The sequence below is a fragment of the Helicobacter sp. NHP19-012 genome (assembly GCF_019703325.1).
Lineage (GTDB): Bacteria > Campylobacterota > Campylobacteria > Campylobacterales > Helicobacteraceae > Helicobacter > Helicobacter gastrofelis.
This window is the reverse complement of record NZ_AP024819.1, coordinates 565,642-585,546: the sequence shown is the minus strand read 5'-3', so window position 1 is coordinate 585,546 and position 19,905 is coordinate 565,642. Positions and strand designations below refer to the sequence as shown.

Sequence of the window (19,905 nt, the reverse complement as noted above, 5' to 3'; positions counted from 1 at the left end):
GCCTATGCAAGTGAAAATGGCAAAGAATTACGGCTTTTGTTTTGGGGTGAAAAGGGCGATTGAGATCGCCCAAAAGAACAAGAACAGCCTAACGCTAGGCTCACTCATCCACAACCCTAAAGAGATCAAACGGCTAGAGCAAGATTACAATGTGCGGGTGCAAGAGGAGGTGCAAAGTGTGGGGGCGGATAAAAGCGTGATTATCCGCACACATGGCATCCCTAAAAACGATTTGGCTTTGTTGAAAAACAAGGGGGCACATATCATTGACGCAACTTGCCCGTATGTCATCAAGCCCCAGCAAATCGTGGAAAAAATGAGCGACAAGGGGTATCAAATTGTGATTTTTGGAGATGCCAACCACCCCGAAGTGAAGGGGGTGATTAGCTACTCTAGCACCCCCCCTTTGATCGTCAATTCTCTAGCCCAGTTGCAAGACCAAAACTTGTCTAAACGGGTGGCTTTAGTCTCGCAAACCACCAAACAAACCCCCAAACTCTTAGAGATCGCCAGCTTTCTCATCGCTAGGTGCGCTGAGGTGCGTATTTTTAACACCATTTGCAACGCCACCTTTGACAACCAAGAAGCGGTGCGGGAGCTGAGCCAAGAAGTGGATATTATGGTGATTGTGGGGGGCAAGACCTCCTCTAACACCAAACAGCTTTTCAACATCGCCAAAGAGTTTTGCATGGACAGCTATTTAGTGGAGGACTTTAACGACCTTGAAGAGTCGTGGTTTCGCTCTAAAAAACTCTGTGGCATTAGCGCAGGTGCGTCCACTCCAGGCTGGATCATTGAGGGGGTTAGAGAAAAAATTTTGGGGTTTTAGGGGCTTTGGCGCGCCTTATTAGCCGTCCATGAAAAAAGAAGTGCTAGAACACAAGCACATTTTTTAATGGAGGTTTTTATGGCAAGTAAGTTAGAAATGAGCACTTTACAAATGGATATTTTAGACTATTTGTCTAAAAATAAGTTTGTAGTGCCAGAGTATCAAAGAAATTATGCGTGGGGACTAGGGGAGTGTGCGCAGTTATGGGAGGACATTGTGGCGTTTTTTGAGGGGGGGTGGGGGGGTGAAAGCACCGATCAAAACCCCTATTTCTTAGGTTCGGTCGTCTTTTACCCCATTAAAGATAAAAAACACATTGTGGATGGGCAACAACGCACCACGACTTTAATGTTGTTGCTTAAAGCCATGCACGCCAAGCTCATGCGTGAAAATAATGGCAAAATGCAACGCTTGCTAGACAATCTCGCCTCTTGTCTGTGGGAGATTGACGGGGTTACGGGCGAGCCAGACCCCACTAAGCCCCATTTAATCAGCCACGCTATCAGCGATGACAAGCACCAAGTCTTGCAAAATATCCTAGAAAACGGACTAGAGCAAGACGAAGCAGAGGACAGCTCAAATTACGAGAAAAACTACCGCTACTTTGTAACGCAGCTAGATGAATTTAGCGCAAACCACGCCACGACTTTTCACGAGTTTTGTCTGTGTGTGTTGAAATCTTGCATTGTGTTGTCGGTGGAGTGTGGGGGGCAAGATGAAGAGAACCGCCTAGAGTACGCCTTAAGGGTCTTTAATACGCTCAACACTAGGGGACTCCCTTTAGTGGATACGGACATTTTTAAAAGCGTGATTTTCTCTTACAGAACCCCCCAAGAGAGAGAGGCGTTTGTAACGCAGTGGCAGGAGCTAGAACAAGAGTGCGACATTGATTGGCTCTTTAGGCTTTGCATGCATGTCTTAAGGGCACAAAAGGGGGATAAAAGCCGAGAGATCGGCTTACGCCCCTTCTTTTTAAACAAGCACCGCGACCTACTCAAAGACGGCTCTATCATGCAAGAAATTGCAAAAATGCAAGAGTATTGGCATAGCGATGAAGTCAGCTCTAAAGTTTCGCACCGCGCCTACCAGTTTTACAATGTCCTTTATACTTTAGATAGTGGGTATTGGGAGTTCCTAGACGGGGCTTACTACGCCTATTGTCAGCAGAAGGGCAAGGATTATTTTAAAGGGCTTGAGGAGGTTTTAATGCGGACATGCGCCCACTTCTTGATTTATACCATTGCACGCCACCCCGGGCAGATTAAAAACTTGGTGTATAACGCCTACACTTCACTTTACAAAACGGGCAACATAGACTTTAAAGCAGAGAGTCAAGAGATTTTAAAAAGCGTGGTTACTACCCAAAGGCGTGAATACACCTTCCGCACTTTCTTTGAAGCCGCCCAAACCAAAAGGCTCACTAAAACCCTTGTGGCTCTCAACATGTATTTAAAATACCCTAAGCAAGACACAGGGGTTTGTGAAAAACCCGAGATCGAGCACATTTTCCCCAAAAAGTGGCAGACAAATTATGTGAAGCTTGATAAAAAAGAGGCGAATGCCTTAGTCGAGTCCATTGGCAATAAAATCCTTTTAGAAAAACCACTCAACATCAAGGCGAGCAATGGCTACTTTGACGCCAAAAAGCCCAAATACGCTAAGTCCAAGTTTTTAGAGGCGCAGGATTTAGCCAAGTTCCCCAAAAGCGATTGGCTACTAGAGGACATTAAAGCCCGCACAGAGGAGATTTATCAGCGGTTGTATGTGTTCTTTAAAGAATACGCCGTTTGAGGAGGCGCGATGATAGAAAGAGTGGCTTTAGGGTTTAAAGAGAGGCAAGAGCTTGAAGAATGCCTTGATGCCTTTGATAAGTGCGTCAGCAAGGAGGATTTTAGCTCTGCTAAGAACATTGTTAAAAAGTTAAACAAACTCTTAAGGGGGATCGAGTGGGTGGGGGCGTTTTGTGAAAAGCCCTTTAAAATCCTAAACCATAAAGGGGTGAAAGAGGAAATTAGGGGGGTGCTCATCTTTGCCCCCCAAAATCTCTTGCAAGAGGATTTGGTGAATACCAGCAGGCTAGAGAGCGCGCATGGCTTTTATATATGCTTTGCGCCCTTAAGGCGTCGTGAATACCGCTGTTCTTTTTTAATCACCTGCGGGGTGCAAAATCTTAAAGAGGCGCAAGCTTGCCCGGCTTTTAAAAAACTCTTTGAGAACGACAAAGCCAAATACCACAACAAATGTGGCAGAGAATTTTACTTGGATCGCTACGACTATCCCCTTAGTTTGTTAAGGCTGGTGGCGTTGTTTAACGATTTGCCCGTGCAGGATTTTAAAGTGGGGGGTGTTAACTCTAGGCAAGTATTCCCCAAAAAGGCAGATATGCTGTTCTTAAGGGGCACGCAAGCACGCGAGAAAGGATACATTAATGAAGCCATAGAGTGCTATGAAAAGAGCGCAAAATTAGGCGATGTGGAGAGTTTATATGAATTAGGCAAGATCTATGGCGATAAGACGCTGAGGCGTTCTTTTAAGGGGTGTCCTAACTTCACCAAAGCCCTAGAATACCTGAAAAAAGCAGGGGACATGGGGGACACGAGGTCTTATACCTTAACTGGGGATTTTTATTTAAATGGTAGGGGGGTGCCTGTGGATATAGAAAAAGGCTTAGAATACCTAAATCGGGCGGTGGATATGGGTTCTATCAGTGCCTGTTTTGACTTAGCTGACTTTTATCTTGAGGGTATCTGCATGCCCGACCCTAAAAGAGCTGAGGAGTATTACAATAAAGCTCTTAAAATGGGTCAAACCAAGCTAGAGAAGGCGCATATTTGTTATATGGTGTCTCGGCAATACATGAAGCGTAGTGAGGGTTATAGTGAGGGTTTTGGTTCTATCGGTTCTAGAAGAAATCATAAAAAGGCGGTGGCTCATTACAAAAAGGCGATAAGCCTTGCCGAAGAAGTCTTTGGCACAGAGGCTTATGCCCGCTTAGTGTCGCTGGACTGGACGCATAACAACACCCAAATTTTAGAATGGTGTTTAAAAGCCATAGAGCTAGGCAACACACGCCTTTATGGCTATGTGGCAGAAATGTATGTTACGGGCAGTGGGTGCGTCAAGGACGAGCAAAAAGCCCTAGAATACCTTAAAAAGGCGATAGAGATGAATGCTGAGGATTACCAAGCCCACTTTAATTTGGCCGAGCTGTATTTTGATGGCGGCGATGTGGTGCAGCAAGACTACGCCAAAGCCCTAGAGCATTTCACCATAGTTGCCAACGGGGCGCATTGCGAAGAGTCTTGTTATGATGAAGCTTTGCGTCGATTAAGTAAAATCTATGACAAGGGCTTGGGTGTAACACCCGACCCCCTAAAGGCGTTTGAATACTTAAAAAAGGCTTGCGACTCATTCGATTGGGAGGATTAGCCCCCTAGAGCTTTTACAACCGTCCTAAGAGCTCTTGGCTGATGGACTTACGCAAATGCAACAAGGGTTCAGAGCCACAAGCGAGGGCTTTGAGGCATAGGCTAAAGTAGCCGTCTGGCAACTTAGAAGCTAGGGTGCTCACACCCACTTGCCCTTCAAAGCCTTCTAAAAAGCTTAGCAAGCTGTCTTGATCTAGGTGCTTGGTGAAAGCCACTAAATTTAAATAATGGGTGTAATTGCCAAACATGCACGGGTTTTTTAAATCCATTTTGGCTGGCTCTAAAAGCGTGTTATCCACAAACAAGGGGTGTTCGCTGTTTTCTTTGGAGTAAGAGATGCTTAGCGTAGAGTGCAACCGCTTAAAGGCAAAGCTTTCGCCCATAGCAATCCGCCCTGCCGTGATGATTTCGCTGTAAAGCAGTTGGGCGTTTTCGTGCAACACAATATGGCTGTGGTTTTGAAAATGGGCGTTAGCAAAGGGGATGATAGGCAGGGGGCTAAAGTCTAGCAGGGCGTTTTCTTTGATGGCAATGTGCGTTTTGCGGCTCGCATAGCCGTCTTCAGTGTCTTGCACTTTCTCAAAGCTTTGGCTAGAGAGCTTGAGCTGGCAATCTTGCCCCACTTCAATGCCTATCTCGTGTGCGTCCCCTTTTAACATGCCCGGACTTACAGCAATCAGCATAATCTCGGCTAGGCTATCTCTAGCGTAAAAGGGGGGCATGAGCTTAAAGGGGGGGGTGAAATAATTGTCGGCGATGACGCACTTGCCATTGAGCCCCATTTTGGTTTTGAGCTTCAGCCGTGAGGCTTGGGCGTAGCTAGTCTTGTGCTCCATTTTAATCTTCTAACAAGGCGTGTTTTTGAATCCAAGAGATCACGCTGTCTAAGCCGTCCTTGCTTCGAATGTTGGTGAATAAAAAGGGCTTGTCCCCACGCATTTTTTTAGAGTCTCGCTCCATCACGCCCAAATCCGCCCCGACATGGGGGGCTAGATCGATTTTATTGATGATGAGTAAATCCGAGCGGGTGATGCCCGGCCCGCCTTTTCTGGGGATTTTATCCCCTTCAGCCACATCGATCACAAAGATCGTAAAGTCCGCCAATTCGGGGTTAAAGGTGGTGGAGAGATTATCCCCCCCACTTTCAATAAACATTAACTGAATGTCGGGGAAGCGATGTAGCATTTCTTCCACCGCTTCTAAGTTCATGGACGCGTCTTCTCTAATGGCGGTGTGCGGGCAACCCCCAGTTTCTACCCCAATGATACGCTCTCTTGGCATGACAGAGTTTTTACACAAAAACTCGGCATCTTCTTTGGTGTAAATGTCGTTGGTGATCACGCCTATGCTGTAATTTTGGCTCATCGCCCGAGTCAGGGCTTCGATCAAAGCCGTTTTTCCACTGCCCACAGGGCCACAAACACCGATTTTTACCATTCTAATCCTTTATAAAAAGTTGAAATTTAAGACATATACAGGCGGGAGTATAGTTGCTCGTGTTGCATCGCCTTGATGTCGTTTTGGATACTTGCCGCACACAAATAGCTTATATCTAGGTTTTCTAAAGTGCTAAGCAGGTCGCTAAAGGTTTCTTGCAGGGCGAGTAAAATCCTTTGCCCGTCATTTTGGGCTAGGGGGATGGTCTTAACGCAGTTAATCACCATATTCGAGCTTTGGGCGTAAAGGTAGTGCTTTAGAGCGGTCTCTAGGGCAATGTTAAAGCACGCACAAAACACCCCATAGCTGGTGGCGTGTGTGGGCGTGGTGGTGGCTTTAGCATAAGCTCTAAAGAAACGCACAAAGGGCAAATCCAGCTGTAAAATCGTTTTTAAAAAGCGGTTGCCCAGCTTTTGGTTCGCGTTGCGTAATTCTAAGGGGGGGGTGGCAAGGCTTACTTTTTCTTCAATGTCTAAAATATGCCCCAAGTGGGGGTCTTGGCTCTCTAGCCCTGCCTTAGCGTGCTGGTAGCAGAGTTTTAAGCTCAGTAAATCGCTGTATAAAAATTGTGTGCTTAGGTTAGCTTTGAGATACTCTAACGCACTCTCTTTGTCGCAAACTTCTTTGTCTTGGATATAGGTTTCTAGCCCAAAAGAGTGGGTGTAAGAGCCGATGGGAAACATGGCATCGTTGATTTGGAGCAGTAAAAAGTCGGTGTGCATGGAAGTCCTATTTTTTAATCAAAATCTGTAAGTCTGTGCTGTCGGTGAATTTCAATACAGGGGTTTCAGTGTGTGGCGATGCGTTCACAGAAATGCGTTGCAAAGCGTCTAATTTGCTTTTTAAAACCGCATGCTTCACGCCCAATCTTTCAAACAAAACTTGCATGGGCTTGTCATATGGGGTTTTAAAACTCAAATTTTCTTCACCATAGTAAAGCGAGGCGTGGCGGTTACCCACTTCATAGCAGATTTGCGCCACTTCGTGCATGTTAGAAGCGTAAGCACAAAGGACTTTAGTGGGCAGAATGTTGATGGCGATGGTGGTTTGTGCGTCTTGAAACAAAATGTCCCCATCGGCTAGCCCCATCTTTGGGGGGGTTTCTAACTTCATCACCACTTCCTGCCCGCTTCTGGTCTTAAAACGCCCCATGCGCTTTTGGCTATCAAACCATTCAAGGTCGATAAAATCCACCGCCCCTTGCGGGGCTTTGGTATGGAGATTGCCTAGGATAGCCACAGCGCGCATTTTATGCCCAGTGTTGGATAAAGAGCAACCAAGCAGGGATCCAAGCGGTGATGATCCCTTCGATGATGGCAAGCCAAGGCACGAAGTTACCGAGTTTAATTTTAGCCACTTCTTCAATCCAGCCAGTTAACCAGAGCACACCCCAAGCGAGCCAAATGAAAGCCCACCAGTCGCCTTCAGTGATGCCTAGCATTTTGTGATCGTCTAGGACATCGGAGTAGTGAGAAAGAATGGCCGCGGGGATGGTGTTGATGGTTACAAATAAACAATACCAACCATAGGGTTTCCAATCCAAGTTAAAGGTATTGTTGATGGCGGCATAAAGGTAGGTAAAGCCGAATAATAAACCTGTGGCAGGGCCATAGAAGTTAATCAGGTGGTGCGCCACTTGCTGGATATTCTCTGCCCCTTCAACCATAGGGGTGGCGTGGAAAGTGGAGTAAATGATCGCCACCACATTACATACAATGGAGAGCCCACCCACAAAGTAGTTCATGACTGCTTTGCTTTTGGCATCCACGCCTGTGAGCCCACAAACGCCGTTGCTGATCAACACGATCGCAACATACAATAACACAAGTCCTAACATTCCTATCCTTATTGTGAAATAACCAGAGCGTCATCGTTTTATAACGAAAACCCCAAGGAAGCCCCATTATAAAACAATAAAGTAAATCAAACCCCCCCTAAACGACAAAAGCCCCGCTAAAAAGCAGGGCAAAAACCTCCCCCCTTGTATCGGCACTAGAATAGGTTGTAGAGTTGTGCCAAGCTCAATTTGTCCGCAGCGTGGGAGGTAACCTCGTTGCCATCCACTTTCACTTTGTAGGTTTCAGGGTTGACTTCGATGTGTGCGGTAACATCGTTGAATTTGAGGTCTTTTTTGGTGATGTTGCGGCAGTTTTTCACAGGCAACACGATTCTTTGCAAGCCCAACTCGTGTTTAATGCCGTTTTCATAGGCGACTTGAGACACGAAAGTGATGTTGGTGTCATATTTGGCTTTGCCATGGTGGCCGAACATTTCACGGTAATAAACGGGTTGGGGAGTGGGGATAGAAGCGTTGGCATCGCCCATTTGAGAAAGCGCAATGAAACCGCCTTTGATGATCATGTTGGGTTTAATGCCAAAGAACGCAGGGCTCCAAAGCACGAGGTCGGCGAATTTACCCACTTCTACAGAGCCAACATATTCAGAAATGCCGTGGGTGATGGCGGGGTTGATGGTGTATTTGGCAATGTAGCGTTTAATGCGGAAGTTGTCGTTGTCGCCTTTTTCTTCAGGCAAGCGACCAAATTCTTTTTTATTTTTGTCGGCTGTTTGCCAAGTGCGGGTGATGACTTCGCCCACACGCCCCATAGCTTGAGAGTCGGAGCTGGTGATAGAGAAAATCCCCATATCGTGGAGTTTGTCTTCAGCTGCGATGGTTTGAGGGCGGATACGAGAGCCGGCAAATTCCACATCTTCCTTGATGTTTTTATCCAAGTGGTGGCACACCATCAACATGTCCATGTGTTCGGCTTCGGTGTTTTTGGTGAAGGGGATGGTGGGGTTTGTAGAAGCTGGGAGGATATTAAATTCGCCAGCCATTTTGATCACATCGGGAGCGTGTCCGCCACCAGCACCTTCAGTGTGGAAGGTGTGGATAGTGCGGCCTGCGATGGCTTGTAAAGTGTCTTCTACACAGCCGGCTTCATTTAGGGTGTCGGTGTGGATGGCAACTTGCACATCGTATTTATCGGCGATGTTTAGAGCGTGGTTGATAGCAGAGGGTGTGCTGCCCCAGTCTTCGTGGATTTTAAAGCCAATCGCACCGGCTTCTAGCTGGTCAATGAGAGCAGGTTCAAAAGACACATTCCCTTTACCAAGGTAGCCAAGGTTCATGGCGTATTCTTCAGAAGCGCGGAGCATTTCTTTGAGGTTCCAGCGTCCGGGAGTGATAGTGGTGGCGTTAGTTCCATCAGCAGGTCCAGTTCCGCCCCCAATCATAGTGGTGATCCCACTAGCAAAGGCCGTGGGGATTTGTTGGGGAGAGATGAAGTGGATGTGTGTGTCGATCCCACCAGCGGTGACGATCAAACCTTCCCCAGCAAGAGCTTCAGTAGCAGGGCCTACGCAGAGCCTGTTGCAAACGCCATCTTGAAGGTCTTTGTTGCCCGCTTTACCGATGCCGTGGATTTTGCCGTTTTTAATGCCGATGTCGGCTTTGTAAATGCCGGTGTAGTCCACGATCAAAGCGTTGGTGATGACAAGGTCAAGCTCATGGCTGCTGGGGCTGTTGGTTTGACCCATACCATCGCGGATGGTTTTCCCGCCCCCGAATTTGATTTCTTCACCATAAGTGGTGTAGTCGTGTTCAACTTCTAGGATTAGGTCAGTGTCGCCTAGTCTCACTTTATCGCCCGTAGTGGGCCCATACATAGAAACATATTCTTTGCGAGAAATTTTTTTCATCGGTCTTCCTTTCCTTATTTATTGTCGCAACCGCAGTTGATGGTGCCAAAACCATGGGCTTTAGCGTGTTTCAAAGCAAGTTTTTTGCCATCGTGGTCAGCTTGACGATCCACAAGAGCGTTGAAGCCGTAGATGCGTTGGTTGCCACCAATTTGGATCAAATCCACGGTTTTTTCTTCACCAGGTTCAAAGCGCACAGCAGTGCCTGAAGCGATGTCTAGGCGTTTGCCATAGGCTTTTTCGCGATCGAAGTCTAGAAGTTTGTTGACTTCAAAGAAGTGGAAGTGTGAACCCACTTGCACGGGGCGGTCGCCTTTGTTTTTGACTTTAAGTTGGATAGCGTGTTTACCGGCATTCAAAGTGATGTCTTCGTTTTTAAGGATCACTTCACCGGGATTAAGTTTTTCGCTACCGGCTTCTACTGGGGTATGGATGGTTACAAGTTTTGTCCCATCGGGAAAGCCTGCTTCAATCCCCACTTCGTGGATCATGTGCGCCACACCGGGCATCACATCATCGGCTTTAAGAAGTGTCCTGCCTTCTTGCATTAAATCTGCCACGCTTTTTTTACCAGCGCGGGCTTCTTCCATCACATGCGCACTGATCAAAGCCACGGCTTCAGTGTAATTTAACTTAATACCTTTGGCTTTGCGTTGTTTGGCTAGTTCTCCCGCATAGTGGAGCATCAATTTATCTAGCTCTTTAGGGGTAAGCTTCATCCTAAACTCCTCTTGTAAAATGGTGTTATTGAATAGCGCAAGCTATCAACGGGGTAGATTTTAGTATCTTTTGGCTAATGGTTGTTAATATTTTGTTAGCCAAAGATAATATTATTTATTCTTTGTTAATCTTATTCACAAAAAACATAAAAATGGGGGAAAATGGCGGAGAGAAAGGGATTCGAACCCTTGAAGGCTTGCACCTTACACGCGTTCCAGGCGTGCTCCTTCAACCACTCGGACATCTCTCCAAGAAAAACCCCTATTTTAGCACATTTTGCCTAAAAAATCTAAAGTCCTAAAAATGCCCCAAACACCACCCCGTCTATTCTTATTTTCAAAGCTTGCTCGATTTGTTCTTCCTTGTCTATCACCCATAGCACTCGCGCATCGCTCAAATAATCGTCTACTAAACTTTGGTAGGTTTTGGGCTCATTTTCTACCAAAATATAACTAGGTTTGAAATTCACCATCAACGCCCACTCCAAAGGGCTAGCCACCCAAACGGCGTATTTTACCCCGTTTTCACTGCAATGGGCGGACAACTCAAAAGCTTTTTCATCTGTGGCATAAAAATACACAACAACGCTTGCCAAGCTTTGGGCGATTTGGTGGATTTCTGTAGCCCGCACAAAGGGGTTTGTGGGAATTTGTGGATGTCCAAAAATCAACATGCACTTTCTTTCAAGCACGCCCTAGAGCAGTAGACACGATCCCCAGCATACACCGCCTCCTCTGGCGTCACATAGGTTTTGCAATGGGCGCACTCAAGCATGTCTAGCCCTGCATTGGGGTCATTTTGAGGCGGAGCGACTTTCACTTTGGGCCTTAGCCACAAAAACAACCCCACCACAATAGCTAATAAAAATAACAATCTCAATTTGCCCCCTTGCGGTAAAAATACACCCGTTTGCCATAGGTGAAGCACTCCCCGGGCAAACAGGCGATCTCTTGGTTTAAATTGCTCCCCTTGTAAAAGAGAAAATGCCCGCCTTTTTCCAAGAAGTGGGCACTTAAATTCAATAAGTCTTGTGCGTTCATCAGTGCCCTAGAGGTGATTAAATCCACCTTTAAGGGGGGCAGCTCTTGCAAGCGCAAGCGTTTTAAAAGCACATTGTCTAAGCTTAGGCTCGCCTTTAAATGGTGCAAAAACGCCATTTTTTTAGCATTGGGCTCTACAAGGATAAAGCGAGCATTGGGGCATTCTAGGCTTAAGGGGATAGCAGGAAAGCCTGCCCCACTGCCGATGTCTAAACAGCTTTGGAAGGGGGCGATAAAATCCAAAACCTGCAAGCTATCTTGTATGTTGCGCTCAATGTCTTGGCGGCTCTTAGCTCCGCTCAAATTATGCACCCCGCCCCAATCCAAAAGCAAATTAGCGAATAAATCCAATTTTGGACTCATAAGATCAACATCCCATCTCCATAGGAATAAAAGCGGTAGTTATGCGCTATGGCGATTTGATAAAGTTCTAGGCATTTGTCTAGCCCCACCATAGAAGCCACGAGCATGATTAAAGTGGATTCGGGCAAATGAAAATTTGTAAGCAGTGCGTGGGCGTGCTTTACCGGGTTGCCTGCGTGTAAAAAGAGAGTGCATGGCGCATTGCCAAAACCCCTTTTATAATGCTCAGTTGCTCTTAGGGCGGTGGTGCCTACACATAAAATATATTGCGCCCTATCTAGGGCTTGCCTCGCTTTTGGGGACACCTGCACAAACTCGGCGTGCATGGGGTGCTCTCGAATGTCTTCACTCTCCACACTTAAAAAAGTCCCCGCCCCCACATGCAGGGTGATAAAAACATGCTGATAATGCTTAAGTAGGTGGTCCCTTGCGCTTTCTGAAAAGTGCAAGGAGGCGGTGGGTGCGGCGATCGCCCCTAAATTTTTAGCAAACACGCTTTGATAGTCTTGTATGTCTGCGCTTGTGTCGGGGCGTTTGAGATAGGGGGGGATGGGCATATGCCCTAAAAGCTCAAGCATGGCAAGCACCCCGCCCCACTCTAAAACTTCTCCCCTATGTCTAAACTCAAGCACCCTTAAACCATTGTCTAACACTTCTAAAACCTCGCAAGAATAACCCTGTTCTAGCTCTAGTGCCAGCCCGGGGCGCACTTTGCCCTTCATTTGGGCTAGGCAAGTTGTCAAGCTTTGGGGGCGGTGTAATAAAATCTCCACTGAGCGTTTTGTAGGGGTGTGGGCAAATAGCCTAGCCTTCATCACCTTTGTGTCATTCAGCACCACTAAGGCGTCTTGTGGAAAAAAGCTAAAGATTTCTTTAAAAGTGGCGTGGGTGAGTTTATCGCTAGCCCTTTCATAAACCATCAATTTCGCACTCTCTTTGGGCTGTATGGGGTGCGTGGCGATCAAATGCCCTGGTAAATCGTAGGCATAACTTGCGCGGTTAAACTCTTTGGGGATACTAGGCATCTGGGGTTTCTTTGGGTGCGTCATCGGGGGCAATATCGAGGGCTTCTTTAGAGGCGGGATTGACCATTTTAGCGATCAAAATAGAGAGTCCATAGAGCCCAATTAAAGGCAACGCCATCAGAACTTGGCTCATCACATCGGGGGGGGTGATGATCGCCGCCACAATGAAGATCGCCACAATGGCGTATTTGAAATGGGCTTTAAGCGTGGCATCGGTGATTAAACCCACCTTAGCCAAAAAGAACGCCAACACGGGCAGCTCAAAGGCCAAACCAAAGCCCAAAATCAGGCGGGTAAAAAAGCTCACATAGCTGGAGGCTGAAATGTTTGCTTCAAACATCGCCCCCCCGAAGTTTGCCAAGTAGTGCATCACAAAGGGGAAGACCACATAATAAGAAAAACACGCCCCTGCCGCAAACATCACACTCCCAAAGAACACGAAGGGCAAGACGACCTTTTTTTCGTTTTTATAAAGCCCGGGGGCGACAAAGAGCCACGCCTGCCAAAAAATCACGGGCATGGACACGGCTAGGGCGGTTAAAAAGCTCACCTTGATCGCCACCATCACCCCCTCAATGGGCGAGATTTGGATGAGTTTACCATGGTAGGACGCTTTGATCCAACCAAAAATCTCTTGCCAAAAGCTAAAGCACAGCCCAAAAGCAAGCACCAACACCAACACTGAGATCAAAAGGCGTTTGCGCAAATCTTGCAGATGCGGTTTTAAATCTTCAAGCATCGGGGGGGCTTTTTGGGGTTTTTTCTAGGCTCACTTTTGGTTTTTCTGCTTGCTTTATCTCTAGCTCTGGGGCGTTTAGGCTCTCTAAAGGATTGCTCTTGGCAAGGCTTTTTACGCTCTCTTGCAAGTCTTGCACTTCGGGCATTTGGGGAATATTTTCTAGCTCTTGCTTTAAATCCCCGAGGGGCTTGGCTTGTTGTTTCAAGAGCTCTTGGTATTCAAGGGCTTCCTTTTTCAGCTCTTCAATGTGGATTTCTTTATCTAGGCTCTCCTTGGCATCGTTTAGTGTCTTCTTCACCGCCCTAAAAAAGCGGGCTAAATCCAGCATGGCTTGAGGGAATTTGTCCGGCCCTAAAAAGATGATGGCGACCACCACGACCACCACTAACTCAAAAAATCCCATCCCAAACATTTATTGACCCTACCTTAACAAAAGCCCCATTATAGCACAAGCAATTTTTAACCTTTTATACATTTGTAAGCCATATTTTGCTATAAAGCCTTTCCACGAGTAGGTTTCAACCATCTAAAGCGAGGACACATGGAAAACAAAGATAATAAAGCCCCAAACCCCCCCAAGGTTTCTACAAAACAGCCCACTATCCAAGAAGAGTTAGAACAGCTCTTTAAAGCAGAGCAACCCGGTGTTGCTTACGAACGGGTCATTGACATCTTGCAAAAGATCCCTAGTGTTTCTCAACTCAAAAAGCTCAAAGAGTGGGCGCAAAAATACAATAAAACCTTTGTCCACTCATTTGGGTACGCCCACACTTCCTTATCCTCACTTGAGCGTAAAGTGGGTGGGCGTAAAAAATCTAAGCTTGTTGAGGAAGAGCCTGAAGAAAACCTAGACTTTAAAGAAAAAGAATTACCCGAATGGTCTAGGAGCGATAGTCCCGTGCGCATGTATTTGCGCGAAATGGGCGAAATCCCCCTTCTTAGTAAGGAAGAAGAGGTGTATTTAAGCAAACAGATTAAGCTAGGCGAAAACATCATTTTAGATGCGATTTGCTCTGTGCCTTATCTCATCGACTTCATCTACAACTATAAGGACCCCCTAATCAATCGCGAGAGACGGGTTAAAGAGCTGTTTAGAAACTTTGACGATGAAGGGAGTGTGCCCAAAAAGGATGAAGAGGTCGAGATGGAAGAGAGCGAGGGCGAGGAAGAGGACAACCCTGAAATGAAAAAAAATGTATCCGAAAAGGATAAAAAACGGGTAGAAAAAGTCCTAGAGAGCTTTAAAGCCCTAAGCAAGGCGAAAAAAGATTGGCTCAAATTCCTAAACACCCCCAAGGAGGAGCAAGAAGACCCACTTTTGCACGAGTTGACCCTAGCCTACAAATGCCGTGTTTTAAAAGAGAAGCTCTATGACTTGGGACCTACAAGTAAGCTCATTAGCGAACTTGTGAAAGCCATGGAGACTTCTTTAAAAAGTGGCGATGGTTTTGAAAAAGAGTTAAAACGCTTGGAGTATAAGCTGTCTTTATTCAACGAGGCTTTGATAGAGAACCATAAAAATATCTTAAAAAATATCACCACCATGAGCCGTGAAGAAATCGCCACCATGGTGCCTGAAGCCACAATGATCAATATTTATATGGAGATTAAAAAGCTCTTCCAAACCAAGGAAGCGAGCGAGGATGGCTTTAATTTAGAACCTAGCAAGCTCAAAGAGATTTTAAACCAAATCAAACGGGGCAAACTCATTTCCGACAAAGCTAAAAACAAAATGGCACGCTCCAACCTACGCCTTGTGGTGAGCATTGCCAAACGCTACACCTCTAGAGGACTACCTTTCTTAGACTTGATCCAAGAGGGTAACATCGGCTTAATGAAAGCGGTGGATAAGTTTGAGCATGAGAAAAATTATAAATTCTCCACTTACGCCACTTGGTGGATCAAGCAGGCGATCAGCCGTGCGATTGCCGACCAAGCCCGCACTATCCGCATCCCCATTCATATGATCGACACGATCAATCGCATCAACAAAGTCATGCGTAAGCACATGCAAGAAAATGGAAAAGAGCCGGATTTAGACCTGGTGGCTAAAGAAGTGGGCTTGCCCCTTGATAAAGTCAAAAATGTCATTAAAATCACCAAAGAACCCGTTAGCCTAGAGTCGCCCGTAGGTAATGACGATGATGGCAAGTTTGGGGACTTTGTAGAGGATCGCAATGTGGTGGGGTCTATGGACCACATCATGCGCGAGGATTTAAAGGCCCAAATTGATGGTGTGCTAGACCAGCTCAATGAGCGCGAAAAATCCGTGATCCGCATGCGCTTTGGCTTGCTAGAGGACGAGAGTGATCGCACCTTAGAGGAGATAGGCAAAGAGCTCAGTGTTACGCGTGAAAGGGTGCGCCAAATTGAAAGCAGCGCGATCAAAAAGCTTAGAAGCCCCCAATACGGGCGCTCACTAAGAAGTTATTTGCGTATATGAGCCTTTTGTTTCTGTGCCTGGGCAACATCTGCCGTTCCATGCTCGCTAGGGGGATTGCCACTGACATTATCCAAAAACAAAAGTTGCCTTTAGTTGTAGATGGGGCGGGCATTTCTAGCTACCACGAGGGTGAGCTAGCCCACCCACCCATCATTGCCTTAGCCAAGAGTCATGGCATCGATTTAACCCCTTTTAGGAGTAAACCCATCACCCAAAAGCTAGCAAATAAGTTTAATTGTATTGTGGCGATGGATGATAGCAACATTAGATCTTTAAAAGAGTTGGGTATTTCACATCCTAATATCTGTAAACTTGGGGATTTTGGTCTAGGGGGTGTGGACATCCCCGACCCCTACACCTATACACAGGAGAAAGATTTTGAGGAGGTTTATGCCTTGATCGATTTAGGGGTGCAAAATCTCTTAACCAGTTTGCATGCTTAAGGTGTTTCTTGCCCCTTTAAGCCTTATTGTTCTTTTACCCGCCAACCCCCCAAGTCTTCTAGGTTTACCCCAAGAGGCGAGTCGCTACTTGCCAAAATTTAAACTCCCCATTCCCTCAAGAACTAAGCTCAAAAAAGCCTATTTAAAACAGTGGTATGCTCCTTGGATGGGCATGCAAACAATGGAGGATTTAGACAAGGTCTTTTGGATACAAGAGACTTTGCATGAGCCAGGCTACGACAAGCACCTACAACCCTACACCAACGCTAAATTACAAGAGATTTTGGCGGACATGGACATCGCCCATTACCCAAGCGTGGGGATTAGAGCGGTTGTGATCGCTGATGCCAATGTGCGGGCTGTGCCTACAGATGCACCCTATTATTTAAAAGACGGCTACCCCTTTGATCGTTGGCAAAACTCTATGATCTTTGCGGGCACGCCCGTGCTCATCACCCATTACAACAAGGCAAAAACCTACGCCCACATCCAAAGCTCTTTTGTCTTTGGCTGGGTGCGTTTAGACAAACTCGCCGCCGTGAGTTCTAAACAAGTGCAAACTTTCTTGCACTTCAGGCACTATTTAACCCCCACAAGGGACAAGATCCCTTTGGCTAATAGGGGTGTGGCGCACATGGGCGAGATTTTCATTAAAGTCCCTCACCACTTTAGGCAGGTCTACACCTATGCTAAGGATACTGAGGGCTTTGTAAAATTAATCCCAACCCCTTTGCACTCCCCCCACTTCACTCCCTTTCCTCGCCCCTTCACCCAAAGAGCGATGGCGGTGGTGATCGACACTATGCTTGGCCAACCCTATGGTTGGGGCGGGGCAGATCAAAAGCGTGACTGCTCGGCTTTTACAAGGGATAGCTTTGCAAGTTTTGGGATATTGCTCCCCCGCAACTCTTTAGCCCAAGTGCGCTATGCCAACAACATGGTGGATTTAAGCCACCTACCCCCAAGAAAAAAGGAAGCCTACATCATCAGGCACGCCACCCCCTTTGCCACGATTTTGTGGCTAAAAGGGCACATCATGCTCTACTTGGGCGTAAAGCACCATAGGGCGATCGTGGCGCACAATGTATGGTCTGTACTGGTGTCTAAGAACAACACTTACAACATTAAAAAAGCAGCGATCACGACCTTAGACATTGGGTATAAAAACGCCAAACATCCCCCCGCCTTTTCGCTCTTAGCACGGATTTTGGGCATGTCGGATTTATACCGCTATGCGCTTAAACTACCCAACAAATTTTAAAGGGCTTAAAGGTTTTCATAACTAAATGTGCTAAAATCGACCTTTACTGCTGGTAAAAAAGGACAAGAATGAACCATGAATTTGATGTGGCAATCATCGGGGGCGGGGTGTCTGGCTGTGCTGCCTTCTGGGTGCTTAGCCAATACACCGACCTTAAGAGAATCGCCATTGTAGACAAAAGAGAGGCTTTGGCGAAGGTGAGTTCTAGCGCAAAGGCCAACTCCCAAACCATCCACGATGGCTCAATTGAAACCAACTACACCGCCCAAAAGGCGCGTAAGGTTAAGCTCTCAGCCGATAAAGTCCGCCACTACGCCTTTAACAAGGGCTTGCAAAACAAGGCGATCTTTGAGTGCCAAAAAATGGCGATCGGCGTGGGCGATGTGGAGTGTGCCTTCATCACCCAAAGGCATGAAGAGTTCCAAGAGATCTATCCGGGCCTTACCTTCTTTGACAAGAAAAAAGTCAAAGAGATCGAACCACAGGTGATCTTAGAAGACCACGGGCTAGAACGCCCTGAAAATGTCGTGGGGAGTGGGTTTGAAAAAGATTGGTGTGCGATGAACTACGCCCTGCTGAGCGAAAACTTCGTGAGCGAAGCGATGGCGATCAAGCCCCATAACCAAGTCTTTTTAAACTTCCATGTAGAAACCATTGAAAAACGGCTAGGCGACTGGGCGTTGATCTCCGATGAAACCGATGAGATTTACGCCAAATATATTTTGGTCAATGCCGGCTCTTACGCCCTGCCTCTAGCGCAATCGCTAGGCTATGGCTTGGATTTGGGCTGTATGCCTGTGGCGGGGAGTTTCTACTTTGTGCCCGACTTGTTGCGCGGCAAGGTCTACACCGTGCAAAACCCCAAACTGCCCTTTGCCGCTTTGCATGGCGACCCCGATGTGGTGATTAAAGGGCGCACCCGCATAGGGCCCACCGCTCTAGCCATGCCCAAGTTAGAGCGCAATAAAAAACTGCTCAAGGGCATCAGCTGGGAGTTGATGAAAATGGACTGCAACGCCGATGTACTGAATATCGTCTTTGACTTGTTTGTGGAGCGCGACATCCGCAACTATGTCTTTAAAAACATGATCTTTGAAGTCCCCTACATCGGCAAGCGCAAGTTTTTACACGATGCGCGAAAGATCATCCCCTCCCTCTCTCTTACCGATCTGCACTACGCCCATGGCTTTGGCGAAGTGCGCCCGCAGGTGCTCGATCGCACCAAGAGAAAGCTCGTGCTAGGCGAAAAACGCATTAAAACCAATCAAGGCATCACTTTTAACATGACCCCCTCCCCCGGGGCGACCAGCTGTTTACAAAACGCCTTGATTGATGCACAAGAAATTGCTAAATACTTGGGTGTGGATTTTGCGCTCGAGCGCTTTTATGAAGATTTGTCCCCCGAAGAGCTAGACACGCTTTAAGGCTTTGAGGGCTAGTGGTAGATACAAACCTCTTCCTCTAGGGCGATGCCAAAGGCGTTAAACACCCGCTCTTTGGCTAGGGCGATGAGCTTTAACGCCTCGTCAAAGTCCCCTCCCCCAAGATTGATTAAAAAATTGGCGTGCTTTTGGCTAAAGCCCACACCCCCTAAGCGAAAGCCTCTAAGCCCCACCGCCTCTAACAGCCGGCCAGCAAAGTCACCCACGGGGTTTTTAAAGCAACTGCCAAAGCTAGGTTTTTTGGGGTGAAAGCGCAAGCGCTGACACTCTTGAAAAACGCTTTCTCTAAAGCCCTTCACTTTTTTAAGGCGGGCTTTAAACACCACGCCTTGGATATTGCTGGTGCGGTAAGCAAAGCCCAAATCCGCCGCTTCCACCCACTGCCCATTGATGTTCAACGCCTCCACCACTTCCTTCATCTCATAGGCTTTCATGCCTGCGTTCATTTTCATAAGACCGCCCACGCTGCCGGGCAGTGCGTTTAAAAACTCCAAGCCCTGCAAATCGTGGTTTTTGTAGTAGCTAAAGAGCTTTTGGGCGTTTGTCCTTGCCCCCACTTCTAAATGCGTGCCCAAGTCGGCAATGTAATCAAAATTCTTAGATAGAATGGCTAGGTTTTTTGCCTCTGGGGCGACTAGAAGGTTGTTTGCCAAGCCCACCATCTGCACGCCCACATAAGGGGCGCACTCATCCAACACTCGCACCTGCACGGGTCCGCCGATCTTCACGCTGGAGTAGCGGGAGAAGTCGATCAACACTAAGAGATCACCTTGGGGATCAGTTTAAAAAGGGTGTGTGTGTAATCTAAGAGCATGTTGAGCATCCAAGGCATGGTAAAGATGATCACGGCGATCACGGCTAAAATCTTAGGCACAAAGGACAAAGTCATCTCATTGATTTGGGTTGTGGCCTGAAAGATGCTCACAAGTAGCCCCACCACCAAGCCCACCAAGAGCACAGGCAAAGAGATCATTAAGGTGATTTTATAGGTTTCAATGGCAAGTTTCATTAGTTGCGCTTCCATTAGATCCCC

Annotated in this window: 22 protein-coding genes and 1 tRNA gene; 7 read left to right on the top strand and 16 right to left on the bottom strand. The window is 47.0% G+C overall.

Annotated features, from left to right (window positions below):
* Positions 1–4 precede the first annotated feature (4 nt).
* The 3 genes from K6J74_RS03015 to K6J74_RS03005 all read left to right on the top strand — a co-directional run bounded on the left by K6J74_RS03015 (position 5) and on the right by K6J74_RS03005 (position 4,258).
* On the top strand, positions 5–829 hold the full coding sequence (locus tag K6J74_RS03015) for a 4-hydroxy-3-methylbut-2-enyl diphosphate reductase (protein WP_221272399.1): 825 nt from the start codon (positions 5–7) through the stop codon (positions 827–829).
* A 78-nt stretch (positions 830–907) separates the two neighbouring features.
* Positions 908–2,620 carry a DUF262 domain-containing protein gene (locus K6J74_RS03010; protein ID WP_221272398.1) on the top strand — a complete coding sequence of 571 codons (1,713 nt, stop codon included), beginning with the start codon at positions 908–910 and terminating at the stop codon, positions 2,618–2,620.
* 9 nt (positions 2,621–2,629) lie between these two features.
* The gene (locus K6J74_RS03005; protein WP_221272397.1) at positions 2,630–4,258 is read left to right on the top strand and encodes a tetratricopeptide repeat protein; all 1,629 of its coding nucleotides are present in this window, start codon (positions 2,630–2,632) and stop codon (positions 4,256–4,258) included.
* Positions 4,259–4,271: 13 nt separating this feature from the next.
* Here the strand turns inward: K6J74_RS03005 and K6J74_RS03000 are convergent, their stop codons facing one another.
* The 14 genes from K6J74_RS03000 to tatB form a co-directional block, all read right to left on the bottom strand.
* The gene (locus tag K6J74_RS03000; protein WP_221272396.1) at positions 4,272–5,093 is read right to left on the bottom strand and encodes an urease accessory protein UreD; all 822 of its coding nucleotides are present in this window, start codon (positions 5,091–5,093) and stop codon (positions 4,272–4,274) included.
* 1 nt (position 5,094) lies between these two features.
* A complete protein-coding gene (gene ureG, locus K6J74_RS02995) occupies positions 5,095–5,694 on the bottom strand; it encodes an urease accessory protein UreG (protein ID WP_221272395.1) in 600 nt (199 codons plus the stop codon).
* A gap of 26 nt (positions 5,695–5,720) precedes the next feature.
* The gene (locus K6J74_RS02990; RefSeq protein WP_221272394.1) at positions 5,721–6,416 is read right to left on the bottom strand and encodes an urease accessory protein UreF; all 696 of its coding nucleotides are present in this window, start codon (positions 6,414–6,416) and stop codon (positions 5,721–5,723) included.
* Between the two features lie 7 nt (positions 6,417–6,423).
* Positions 6,424–6,942, bottom strand: coding sequence for an urease accessory protein UreE (locus K6J74_RS02985; RefSeq protein WP_221272393.1), 519 nt, complete (start codon positions 6,940–6,942; stop codon positions 6,424–6,426).
* A 1-nt stretch (position 6,943) separates the two neighbouring features.
* Positions 6,944–7,531, bottom strand: a complete 588-nt coding sequence (locus tag K6J74_RS02980; protein WP_053829598.1) for an AmiS/UreI family transporter — start codon at positions 7,529–7,531, stop codon at positions 6,944–6,946.
* 155 nt (positions 7,532–7,686) lie between these two features.
* On the bottom strand, positions 7,687–9,396 hold the full coding sequence (ureB, locus tag K6J74_RS02975) for an urease subunit beta (RefSeq protein ID WP_221272392.1): 1,710 nt from the start codon (positions 9,394–9,396) through the stop codon (positions 7,687–7,689).
* Between the two features lie 14 nt (positions 9,397–9,410).
* A complete protein-coding gene (gene ureA / locus K6J74_RS02970) occupies positions 9,411–10,115 on the bottom strand; it encodes an urease subunit alpha (RefSeq protein ID WP_221272391.1) in 705 nt (234 codons plus the stop codon).
* A 163-nt stretch (positions 10,116–10,278) separates the two neighbouring features.
* Positions 10,279–10,366, bottom strand: a tRNA-Ser gene (locus K6J74_RS02965).
* A gap of 39 nt (positions 10,367–10,405) precedes the next feature.
* A complete protein-coding gene (locus K6J74_RS02960; protein ID WP_221272390.1) occupies positions 10,406–10,789 on the bottom strand; it encodes a hypothetical protein in 384 nt (127 codons plus the stop codon).
* Positions 10,783–10,995, bottom strand: coding sequence for a PP0621 family protein (locus K6J74_RS02955; protein WP_221272389.1), 213 nt, complete (start codon positions 10,993–10,995; stop codon positions 10,783–10,785). Before K6J74_RS02955 ends, K6J74_RS02960 begins: the two co-directional genes overlap by 7 nt.
* Positions 10,992–11,519, bottom strand: a complete 528-nt coding sequence (rsmG, locus tag K6J74_RS02950) for a 16S rRNA (guanine(527)-N(7))-methyltransferase RsmG (protein WP_221272388.1) — start codon at positions 11,517–11,519, stop codon at positions 10,992–10,994. The genes K6J74_RS02955 and rsmG overlap by 4 nt, the downstream gene beginning before the upstream one ends.
* Complete coding sequence (gene queA, locus K6J74_RS02945) at positions 11,516–12,544, bottom strand: tRNA preQ1(34) S-adenosylmethionine ribosyltransferase-isomerase QueA (RefSeq protein WP_221272387.1); 1,029 nt, start codon at positions 12,542–12,544, stop codon at positions 11,516–11,518. The genes rsmG and queA overlap by 4 nt, the downstream gene beginning before the upstream one ends.
* Entirely contained in the window at positions 12,537–13,283 is a 747-nt protein-coding gene (gene tatC, locus K6J74_RS02940; RefSeq protein ID WP_221272386.1) for a twin-arginine translocase subunit TatC, read from the bottom strand. Before tatC ends, queA begins: the two co-directional genes overlap by 8 nt.
* Entirely contained in the window at positions 13,276–13,695 is a 420-nt protein-coding gene (gene tatB, locus K6J74_RS02935) for a Sec-independent protein translocase protein TatB (protein WP_221272385.1), read from the bottom strand. The genes tatC and tatB overlap by 8 nt, the downstream gene beginning before the upstream one ends.
* Positions 13,696–13,824: 129 nt before the next feature.
* On the opposite strand from tatB, the gene rpoD reads away from it, so the two are divergent.
* The 4 genes from rpoD to K6J74_RS02915 all read left to right on the top strand — a co-directional run bounded on the left by rpoD (position 13,825) and on the right by K6J74_RS02915 (position 18,854).
* On the top strand, positions 13,825–15,726 hold the full coding sequence (rpoD, locus tag K6J74_RS02930) for an RNA polymerase sigma factor RpoD (protein WP_221272384.1): 1,902 nt from the start codon (positions 13,825–13,827) through the stop codon (positions 15,724–15,726).
* The gene (locus K6J74_RS02925) at positions 15,723–16,169 is read left to right on the top strand and encodes a low molecular weight protein-tyrosine-phosphatase (protein ID WP_221272383.1); all 447 of its coding nucleotides are present in this window, start codon (positions 15,723–15,725) and stop codon (positions 16,167–16,169) included. Before rpoD ends, K6J74_RS02925 begins: the two co-directional genes overlap by 4 nt.
* A complete protein-coding gene (locus tag K6J74_RS02920; RefSeq protein WP_221272382.1) occupies positions 16,162–17,430 on the top strand; it encodes a C40 family peptidase in 1,269 nt (422 codons plus the stop codon). The genes K6J74_RS02925 and K6J74_RS02920 overlap by 8 nt, the downstream gene beginning before the upstream one ends.
* 68 nt (positions 17,431–17,498) lie before the next feature.
* Positions 17,499–18,854: an FAD-dependent oxidoreductase gene (locus K6J74_RS02915; RefSeq protein ID WP_221272381.1), complete on the top strand. Its 1,356-nt coding sequence runs from the start codon at positions 17,499–17,501 to the stop codon at positions 18,852–18,854.
* A gap of 11 nt (positions 18,855–18,865) precedes the next feature.
* Here the strand turns inward: K6J74_RS02915 and K6J74_RS02910 are convergent, their stop codons facing one another.
* Together K6J74_RS02910 and fliQ are read right to left on the bottom strand one after the other, a co-directional pair.
* Entirely contained in the window at positions 18,866–19,630 is a 765-nt protein-coding gene (locus tag K6J74_RS02910) for a UDP-N-acetylmuramate dehydrogenase (RefSeq protein WP_221272380.1), read from the bottom strand.
* On the bottom strand, positions 19,630–19,896 hold the full coding sequence (fliQ, locus tag K6J74_RS02905; protein WP_221272379.1) for a flagellar biosynthesis protein FliQ: 267 nt from the start codon (positions 19,894–19,896) through the stop codon (positions 19,630–19,632). Before fliQ ends, K6J74_RS02910 begins: the two co-directional genes overlap by 1 nt.
* Between the last annotated feature and the right edge of the window lie 9 nt (positions 19,897–19,905).